Source organism: Intrasporangium chromatireducens Q5-1 (assembly GCF_000576575.1).
GTDB classification, from domain to species: domain Bacteria; phylum Actinomycetota; class Actinomycetes; order Actinomycetales; family Dermatophilaceae; genus Intrasporangium_A; species Intrasporangium_A chromatireducens.
In genome coordinates, this window is record NZ_AWQS01000173.1 from 1 (window position 1) to 8,152 (window position 8,152).

The following is an 8,152-nucleotide window of genomic DNA, read 5'->3' on the forward strand; positions in this document are numbered from 1 at the left end:
GTCGGTTGGTGGCCTCTCGACGGGGGTCAGGACGGGGTGGGGGCGACGGCGGGCCAGGCGACCGTGACCTCGCCGAGCCGCCACCGGGACGGGCTGTCGAGCAGCGGCCAGTCCGCGGCGACGGACGACGCCATCGTCAGGAACCGCTGGCGCGCCCCGAACGCGCCCTGTGGTGCGGCGTGGGCCCATGCCCGGTCGAGGTCCTGCAGGAACGTGTGGATCGGCTCACCGGGCACGTTGTGGTGGATCAGCGCCTTGGGGAGACGCTCGGCGACGTCGGACGGCTGCGCCAGACCCCGGAGGCGCATCGAGAGGGTGAGGCTCACGGGGCCACCGCGCTCCACGGCCACCCACGTCGCGCGCCTGCCGATCTCGTCGCAGGTGCCGTCGACGAGGAGGCCGTCCTCGGTCAGCCGCTCCTGAACCAGGGCCCACGCGCCGGGAACCTCGCTCTCGTCGTACTGCCGCAGCACGTTGAATGCCCGCACCACCGTCGGGCGGCCACCGCCCTCGAGGGGGACCTCGAAGCCGCCGAGCCGGAACCGCAGCCCCGGACGCTCCAGCGGTCGGCCGGCCGCCACGCGGTCCGGGTCGATCTCGATGCCCACCACCTCGACGTCCGGCCGCACCGTCGCCAGCCGGTCGTGCAGCTCGACGGCCGTGATCGGTGACGCGCCGTAGCCGAGGTCCACGACGACGGGCGGGGCCTCGGCCCTGCGCAGCCGCCACGCCTGCGGGCCGGCCAGCCAGCGGTCGCAGCGCAGCAGCCGGTTCGGGTTCGTCGTGCCACGGGTGATGGTGCCCACTGGTCGACTGCCCACCGGCAGAGCCTATGCCGTGGCCTATCGTCAGGAGGTGGCGTCCACCAAGGAGCCCGCCTCGACCCGCACGACGTGGTCGAGTGGTGGTGCGGCCACGGGAATACCCGACGCCGGCGGAGTGCTGTGCCGAGTGGGTGCCCTGCGGAGCTGGTGAGAGGACGGTGCTGATGGCGACGGAGCCGCAACGCGTGGCCATGGTCAGCGTGCACACCTCGCCGCTCGAGCAGCCCGGCACCGGCGACGCCGGTGGGATGAACGTCTACATCGCCGAGAGCGCCAAGCAGCTCGCGGCGCGGGGCATCGAGGTCGACATCTTCACCCGTCGCACCACGGCGGACGTCCCCGTCGACGTCGACCTCGTACCGGGCGTGCGGGTGCGCCACGTCACCGCCGGCCCGTACGAGGGCCTGTCGAAGGAGGACCTGCCCGGCCAGCTCTGCGCCTTCTCGGCCGGCACGATGCACGCCGGCCTTTCCTTGCCGGAGGACCACTACGACGTCGTCCACTCGCACTACTGGCTCTCCGGGCAGGTGGGCTGGCTCGCCGCCGACCGCTGGCGGGTCGCGCTCGTCCACTCGATGCACACGATGGCCCGCGTCAAGAACGGCCACCTGGCCGAGGGCGACAGCCCCGAGCCGCCCGGTAGGGAGATCGGCGAGGTGCAGGTCGTCGAGGCCGCCGACCGCCTCGTCGCCAACACCGAGGACGAGGCCCGCGAGCTGATCGAGCTGTATGCCGCTCAGCCGGCGAAGGTGTCCATCGTCCCTCCCGGGGTCGACCTGGGGGTCTTCGCTCCGGGCGACCGCGCGAAGGCGCGGGCGGGGCTCGGCCTCGACCCCGCCGCCGACCTGCTCCTCTTCGTGGGCCGGATCCAGCCGCTGAAGGCGCCCGACGTCCTGCTCCGTGCCGCGCACCGTCTCGTGGCGCAGGACCCGGCACGCCGCCGCACGCTGCAGGTGGCCGTCCTCGGCGGACCGAGCGGCAGCGGCCTGAGTCACCCCCACCAGCTCGAGGACCTCGCCGTCGAGCTCGGCATCGGCGACCTCGTGCGGTTCGTCAAGCCGGTCGCGCGCCCGGTCCTCGCCGACTGGTACCGCGCCGCCGACCTCGTCGTCATGCCGAGCCACTCGGAGTCCTTCGGGCTCGTCGCGATCGAGGCCCAGGCGTGCGGCACGCCGGTCGTGGCGGCCGCGGTCGGCGGCCTGCCGACGGCGGTCGGTGACGGCGGCGTCCTCGTGCCGACCCATGACCCGGCCGACTGGGCCGACGCCATCGGTGGGCTTCTCGACCATCCACTGCGCCGAACAGTGTTGTCCCGCAAGGCGGTCCGGCATGCGGCCGGCTTCGGTTGGGAGGCGACGGCCGACCGTCTGCTCGAGGTCTACCGGCGCGCCCTCGACGACCACACCCACTCACCCATCGACGAGGGCCAGGGCCTCGCCGGCGTTCCCAGGGCGGTGATCCCGTGAGCCAGACCCCGACCCCTTCCGGGCCGGCAGCCGACTCCGAACACTTCGTCGGTGGGGGAGCGGCGCCCGACCCCGCGGCGCGAGCGGGAGCCCGCACAGCGGCATACCTCGAGTCGGTCGGGCTGGAATGGGAGCCCGGCGCGCGCGAGGGGGAGTACGTCGTCACCCTCCCGGGCGAGCAGAAGCTCAAGACCGTCGTCTCCCTCGTCATCGGCGAGACGACGACCAGCGTCATGGCGTTCGTCATCCGCAACCCGGACGAGAACCACGAGGCCTTCTATCGGTACCTGCTGCGCAAGAACCTGCGCCTCACCGGTCTCGCCTACGCCATCGACACGGACGGCGACGTCTACGTGCGTGGAGAGCTGCCGACGGATGCTGTCGACGACGAGCGTCTGGACCGGCTCTTCGGCGTCGTCCTCGCCGCCGCGGACCAGACCTTCAACGAGCTGCTGACGCTCGGCTTCCTCACCTCCATGAAGAAGGAATGGGCCTGGCGCATCTCCCGAGGGGAGTCGACGCGCAACCTGGATGCCTTCCGGCACCTGTTGGACGACGGGGAGCGGCCCGCGGACCGGTGAGGCCGCCTCGCTAGGCTGGCCGTCATGACGTACACGCTCGTGCTGCTCCGCCACGGCGAGAGCGACTGGAACGCCAAGAACCTTTTCACCGGCTGGGTCGACGTCGACCTCACCGAGAAGGGCCGTGCCGAGGCCGTTCGCGGCGGTGAGCTGATGGTGGCGGAGGGCATCACGCCGGACATCGTCCACACGTCGCTGCTCCGCCGGGCTATCACGACGGCCAACCTGTCCCTCGACGTCGCCGACCGGCACTGGATCCCGGTCAAGCGCGACTGGCGGCTCAACGAGCGGCACTACGGTGCGCTGCAGGGCAAGAACAAGAAGGAGATCCTCGAGAAGTTCGGCGAGGAGCAGTTCATGCAGTGGCGCCGCTCCTACGACGTACCGCCGCCCCCGATCGACCTCGACGACCCCTATGCCCAGACCGGCGACCCCCGGTATGCGGGACTCGGCGACGCGATGCCGCGCACGGAGTGCCTCAAGGACGTCGTCACCCGGCTGGTTCCCTACTGGGAGAACGAGATCCAGAACGACCTGGCCGACGGGCTCACGGTCCTCGTCGCCGCGCACGGCAACTCGTTGCGGGCGCTCGTCAAGGTCCTCGACGACGTCTCCGACGCTGACATCGCGGGCCTGAACATCCCCACCGGTATGCCGCTCGTCTACGAGCTCGACGACTCGTTCCGACCGCTCACGCGCGGTGGTCGCTACCTCGACCCTGAAGCGGCCAGGGCAGCCGCCGAGGCGGTGGCGAACCAGGGCCGCTGACGCGGCCCCGGGTCAGGCGCGGGTGATCGTGTCGAGGTCGGCCGCGTCCTCGTCGTCCTCGTGGTCGACGCTCGGGGCGTACTCGCCGGTGACGAGGTAGATGACCCGGCGGGCCACCGAGACGGCGTGGTCGGCGAACCGCTCGTAGTAGCGGCCGACGAGCGTCAGGTCGAGCACCTGGAGGCGCGTCAGGGCGCTCTTGTCGTCGAGGAGCACCTGGAAGAGCTCCCGGTGCAGGTCGTCCATCGCGTCGTCGTCCTTCTCCAGACGAGCCGCGCCGTTGACGTCCTTGCCGGCGATGACGCTGCCGCAGTCGGCGACGATGCGCCCGGCGACCTGTCCCATCTTCAGGACGTGGGAGCGCAGCTCGGCCGGGACCGCCGAGTCCGGGACGCGCAGGCGGGCGACCTTGGCGACGTGCCGGGCGAGGTCGCCCATCCGCTCGAGGTCGGTGCTCATCTGCATCGCGGTGACGATGATCCGCAGGTCGGTGGCGACCGGCTGCTGGCGGGCGAGCAGGTCGATGGCCGTCTCGTCGAGCTCGATGCGAATCTCGTCGAGGTGGCGGTCGGCCTCGATGACCGACTCGGCGAGGTGCACGTCGGCGTCGAGCAGCGCCGTGGTGGCCCGCGAGATCGCCGAGCCGGCAAGCCGGGTCATCTCGACGAGCTGGTCGGTGATGGTCTCGAGGTCCTCGTGGAACTGGTCGCGCATGCGGGGTCCTGTCCTGCTGGGTGGTGCGATTCGCGGAGACGATCTCATCGTGACGTGAACCGTTCGCTTCGGCGAGGTGAACACTCGGTGGCCGTCCCTCCCGACGGCCGGTTCATGGCCGGATCCACGCTGGGACCTGCGTACCCTGAGGTCGTGGACACCATGGCAGCCGCGACGCTCGGCGGGATCGTCGGGCTCGCCCTCGGCGGCGTCGCGACGTTCGCCATGCGGTGGTCGGACCGGTCGGAGGCGAGGCAGGACGAGGACCCGCCCGAGACGCCGCTGCTGCCCGGCGCCGCTGAGGTGCTCGCGGTGCTCGGCTCCAGCGCCATCGTCCTCGACACGTCCGACCGCGTCGTCAACAACTCGCCCGCTGCCGTCGCCCACGGGCTGGTCCGCGACGGTGAGCTGGTCCACCCCGAGCTACTCGAGATGGCCCGCCGGGCCCGACGGGACGGCGTGATCCGGGAGACCGAGTTCGAGCTGCGGAGAGGACCCCTCGGGGACGCGACGGCTGTCGTCGGGGCCAGGGTCGCCCCCCTCGGCGGAGAGCACGTGCTGCTCCTCGTCGAGGACCGCTCCCAGGCGCGGCGGGTCGAGGAGATCCGTCGGGACTTCCTCGCCAACGTCAGCCACGAGCTGAAGACCCCCGTCGGCGGCATCTCGCTGCTCGCCGAGGCGATCCTCGACGCCCGCGACGACCCGGCCACCGTCAAACGGTTCGCCGAGCGCATCGGCGGAGAGTCCGAACGCCTGACCCGGCTCGTCCGCGAGATCGTGGACCTGTCGCGGCTGACCGGTGAGGACGTCATCAAGGAGCCGGTCCTCGTCGACGTCGCGGCCTGCGCGATCGAGGCGGTCGACGCGTCCAGGGTGCTCGCCGACGAGCACGGCATCGAGCTGCGCACCGACGTCGACGCCGGGTGCTTCGTCTGGGGCGAGGCCGACCTCGTCACGACCGCGATCGGCAACCTCGTCGGCAACGCGATCTCCTACTCCGAGTCCGGCACCCGGGTCAGCGTCACGGTGCACGCTGCCGAGGACCTCGTCGAGGTCGCCGTCACGGACCAGGGAGTCGGCATCGACGCCGAGGAGCACGAGCGGATCTTCGAGCGGTTCTACCGCGTCGACGCCGCCAGGTCGCGCGCGACCGGCGGGACCGGCCTGGGCCTCGCCATCGTCAAGCACGTCGCGGAGAACCATGGCGGCCAGGTCTCCGTGTGGTCCGAGCCGGGCCACGGCTCGACCTTCACGATCCGCATGCCGCTCGCCGGGCAGCAGTCGAGCGGTGGCCCAGCGTCGAGCGGCACGTCGACGGAGTCGCTCAGCGCGGCGCCTGCCCCCTCGCCCCAGGCGCCGCCCCCCACGGAGCCGACGCCGACCGTGCCGAGCGAACTGTCCAAGCCCGCCTGATCCCGAGATCCCTTCACCAACCGAGGTCCGCTGAGTGAGCCGCATCCTGATCGTCGAGGACGAGGAGTCCTTCTCCGACCCGCTGTCGTACCTACTGAAGAAGGAGGGCTACGACGTGGCCGTCGCGGACACCGGTCCAGCCGGCCTCGCGGAGTTCGAGCAGAACGGCGCCGACCTGGTGCTGCTCGACCTCATGCTGCCCGGCCTGTCCGGCATGGACGTCTGCCGCCAGCTGCGACAGCGGTCGTCCGTGCCCGTCATCATGCTGACCGCCAAGGACAGCGAGATCGACAAGGTGGTCGGGCTCGAGCTCGGCGCGGACGACTACGTGACCAAGCCGTACTCGAGCCGGGAGCTGCTCGCCCGGATCAAGGCGGTGCTGCGGCGCCTCGCCGAGCCGGAGGAGCTGCTGCCCACGACGATGGAGGCGGGCCCGGTCCGGATGGACGTCGAGCGGCACACGGTCACGGTGCGGGGAGAGCCCGTGTCCCTGCCGCTCAAGGAGTTCGAGCTGCTCGAGATGCTGCTGCGCAACTCCGGACGGGTGCTGACGCGCATGCAGCTGATCGACCGCGTGTGGGGGAGCGACTACGTCGGGGACACGAAGACCCTTGACGTGCACATCAAGCGGCTGCGCTCGAAGGTCGAGGAGGACCCGAGCAACCCGGTGCACATCGTCACGGTGCGCGGGCTCGGGTACAAGCTGGAGGCCTGACCCCCCGGCCACGTTCGGGACGGAGCGGGGGCACGGACCGGGGTGAGCGGCATACCGGCACATGCGTAAGGGCCCCTCGATCGAGGGGCCCTCTCAGCGTGTCTGCGGAAGCGTCAGCTGCTGGGCGCCGGGGCCGGCGTGACGGTCGAGTAGTAGCCCGCGCTGTCGACGACCGGCACGTCGAGCAGCGTGGTGCCGGCGGCGTTGCTCTTGACCGAGACCGGCAGCAGCGCCCCCGCCTTGGTGGTGACGCCGCTCAGCTGGAGCCCGCGCTGCGCGAGGTCGACCTGCTCGAACGGCTGCAGCTGCACCTCGGTGCCCGAGCCGCTGGTGCTGCCACCCTGCTGCTGCGGCGTGAACTGGACGGTGACCGCCTGGTTGCTCTCGTTCACGACGCCACCGGAGACCATCGCCTCGCCGGAGCCGTTGACGACCAGCACGAGGTCGCGGATGGCGACGTTGCCGAGGTTGGCCTGGATACCGTCCGCCGGGGCGTACGGGTAGTCCGTCTGGATCGGGGAAAAGACCTGGCAGCCGGCCGTGCCGACCGTGACGACGGCGGCCGCCGCGAGGGCGGTCACGGTGCGGCGCACCGGGGTCTGGGGCAGGAGTCGACGCTTCACGCGGGCCAGCCTACCGGCGGGTGGCGGGACGGCGCGGGCGACATGGCCCTTCTCCTCGTTCGTGGTCGACGCCGACCGGGCTGGCAGCCGGGACGGGGGCGTGGGAGTACCCGCGCGAAGCACGGACCGCCCCTGCCTGTCAAGGCCTGCGATCATCGCCCCCTGTCCACAACCATGCCTCTGACCTGCGGATATGCCAGTTCCTGAGATCGCGATGTGAGCCGCTTCGTGATAATCTTGAGGTCGCGAAAGGGGAAAACAGCACATGGCGTTCAAGGTCGGCGAGACGGTCGTGTACCCCCACCATGGGGCCGCACTGATCGAAGAAATCAACACCCGCACGATCAAGGGAGAGGACAAGCTCTACCTCAAGCTCAAGGTCGCTCAGGGTGACCTGACGATCGAAGTACCTGCCGAGAACTGCGACCTCGTCGGGGTCCGCGACGTGGTCGGCCAAGAGGGCCTCGACCGGGTCTTCGAGGTTCTCCGGGCTCCGCACACCGAGGAGCCCACCAACTGGTCCCGTCGCTACAAGGCCAACCTCGAGAAGCTCGCCTCCGGCGACGTCATCAAGGTGGCCGAGGTCGTGCGTGACCTGTGGCGCCGCGACCAGGACCGTGGCCTGTCCGCCGGCGAGAAGCGGATGCTGGCCAAGGCGCGTCAGATCCTCGTCTCGGAGCTGGCGCTGGCGGAGAAGACCGATGAGGACAAGGCCGAGTCGATCCTCGACGAGGTGCTCGCCTCCTGATGACTGCGGCGGACGTCGGTCTCGTCATCGTCGCCGCCGGGTCCGGATCTCGACTGGGGGCTGACGCCCCCAAGGCTTTCGTGCCCCTCGCAGGCGTGCCCATCCTCGGGCACGCCCTGCGGGGGGCATTGTCGTGCCCCGACCTTCGTGAAGTCGTCGTCGTGGCGCCGCCCGCATGGCTGGGGCCCGCCCAGGAGGTATGCCGCTCAGCTGGGTTCGCCGTCCCCGCTGACCCCGCGCCGACCCCCCTCCCGTCGAGTGGCCCCAACCCGTCGAAAGGCCACAACCCGTCGAAAGGCC

At 71.1% G+C, this 8,152-nt stretch carries 10 protein-coding genes; 7 read left to right on the forward strand and 3 right to left on the reverse strand.

Annotation, left to right across the window (positions count from 1 at the left end; genetic code table 11):
- Positions 1-26: 26 nt before the first annotated feature.
- Entirely contained in the window at positions 27-827 is an 801-nt protein-coding gene (locus N864_RS16305; RefSeq protein ID WP_034719191.1) for a methylase, read from the reverse strand.
- A gap of 161 nt (positions 828-988) precedes the next feature.
- Here N864_RS16305 and mshA point away from each other — a divergent pair, with 161 nt between their 5' ends.
- The 3 genes from mshA to N864_RS16320 are packed head-to-tail and all read left to right on the forward strand — an operon-like array spanning position 989 to position 3,639.
- Positions 989-2,290, forward strand: a complete 1,302-nt coding sequence (gene mshA, locus N864_RS16310) for a D-inositol-3-phosphate glycosyltransferase (RefSeq protein ID WP_034719194.1) — start codon at positions 989-991, stop codon at positions 2,288-2,290.
- Entirely contained in the window at positions 2,287-2,871 is a 585-nt protein-coding gene (locus N864_RS16315; RefSeq protein ID WP_081793953.1) for a YbjN domain-containing protein, read from the forward strand. Before mshA ends, N864_RS16315 begins: the two co-directional genes overlap by 4 nt.
- Before the next feature lie 24 nt (positions 2,872-2,895).
- Entirely contained in the window at positions 2,896-3,639 is a 744-nt protein-coding gene (locus N864_RS16320) for a phosphoglyceromutase (protein WP_034719197.1), read from the forward strand.
- Between the two features lie 12 nt (positions 3,640-3,651).
- Here N864_RS16320 and phoU read toward each other — a convergent pair whose 3' ends face one another.
- Positions 3,652-4,353, reverse strand: a complete 702-nt coding sequence (gene phoU, locus N864_RS16325; RefSeq protein WP_034719200.1) for a phosphate signaling complex protein PhoU — start codon at positions 4,351-4,353, stop codon at positions 3,652-3,654.
- Between the two features lie 162 nt (positions 4,354-4,515).
- Here phoU and N864_RS16330 point away from each other — a divergent pair, with 162 nt between their 5' ends.
- Positions 4,516-5,766, forward strand: coding sequence for an ATP-binding protein (locus N864_RS16330; protein ID WP_034719212.1), 1,251 nt, complete (start codon positions 4,516-4,518; stop codon positions 5,764-5,766).
- Positions 5,767-5,800: 34 nt separating this feature from the next.
- Entirely contained in the window at positions 5,801-6,481 is a 681-nt protein-coding gene (locus N864_RS16335; RefSeq protein WP_034719203.1) for a response regulator transcription factor, read from the forward strand.
- Between the two features lie 113 nt (positions 6,482-6,594).
- On the opposite strand, the gene N864_RS16340 is transcribed toward N864_RS16335, so the two are convergent.
- Positions 6,595-7,104, reverse strand: a complete 510-nt coding sequence (locus tag N864_RS16340) for a hypothetical protein (protein WP_034719205.1) — start codon at positions 7,102-7,104, stop codon at positions 6,595-6,597.
- A gap of 265 nt (positions 7,105-7,369) precedes the next feature.
- On the opposite strand from N864_RS16340, the gene N864_RS16345 reads away from it, so the two are divergent.
- Both N864_RS16345 and N864_RS24240 read left to right on the forward strand, forming a co-directional pair.
- Positions 7,370-7,852 carry a CarD family transcriptional regulator gene (locus N864_RS16345; RefSeq protein WP_034719207.1) on the forward strand — a complete coding sequence of 161 codons (483 nt, stop codon included), beginning with the start codon at positions 7,370-7,372 and terminating at the stop codon, positions 7,850-7,852.
- A partial coding sequence (locus tag N864_RS24240; RefSeq protein ID WP_155892977.1) for an IspD/TarI family cytidylyltransferase occupies positions 7,852-8,152 on the forward strand: 301 nt, incomplete at its 3' end. The genes N864_RS16345 and N864_RS24240, both read left to right, overlap by 1 nt.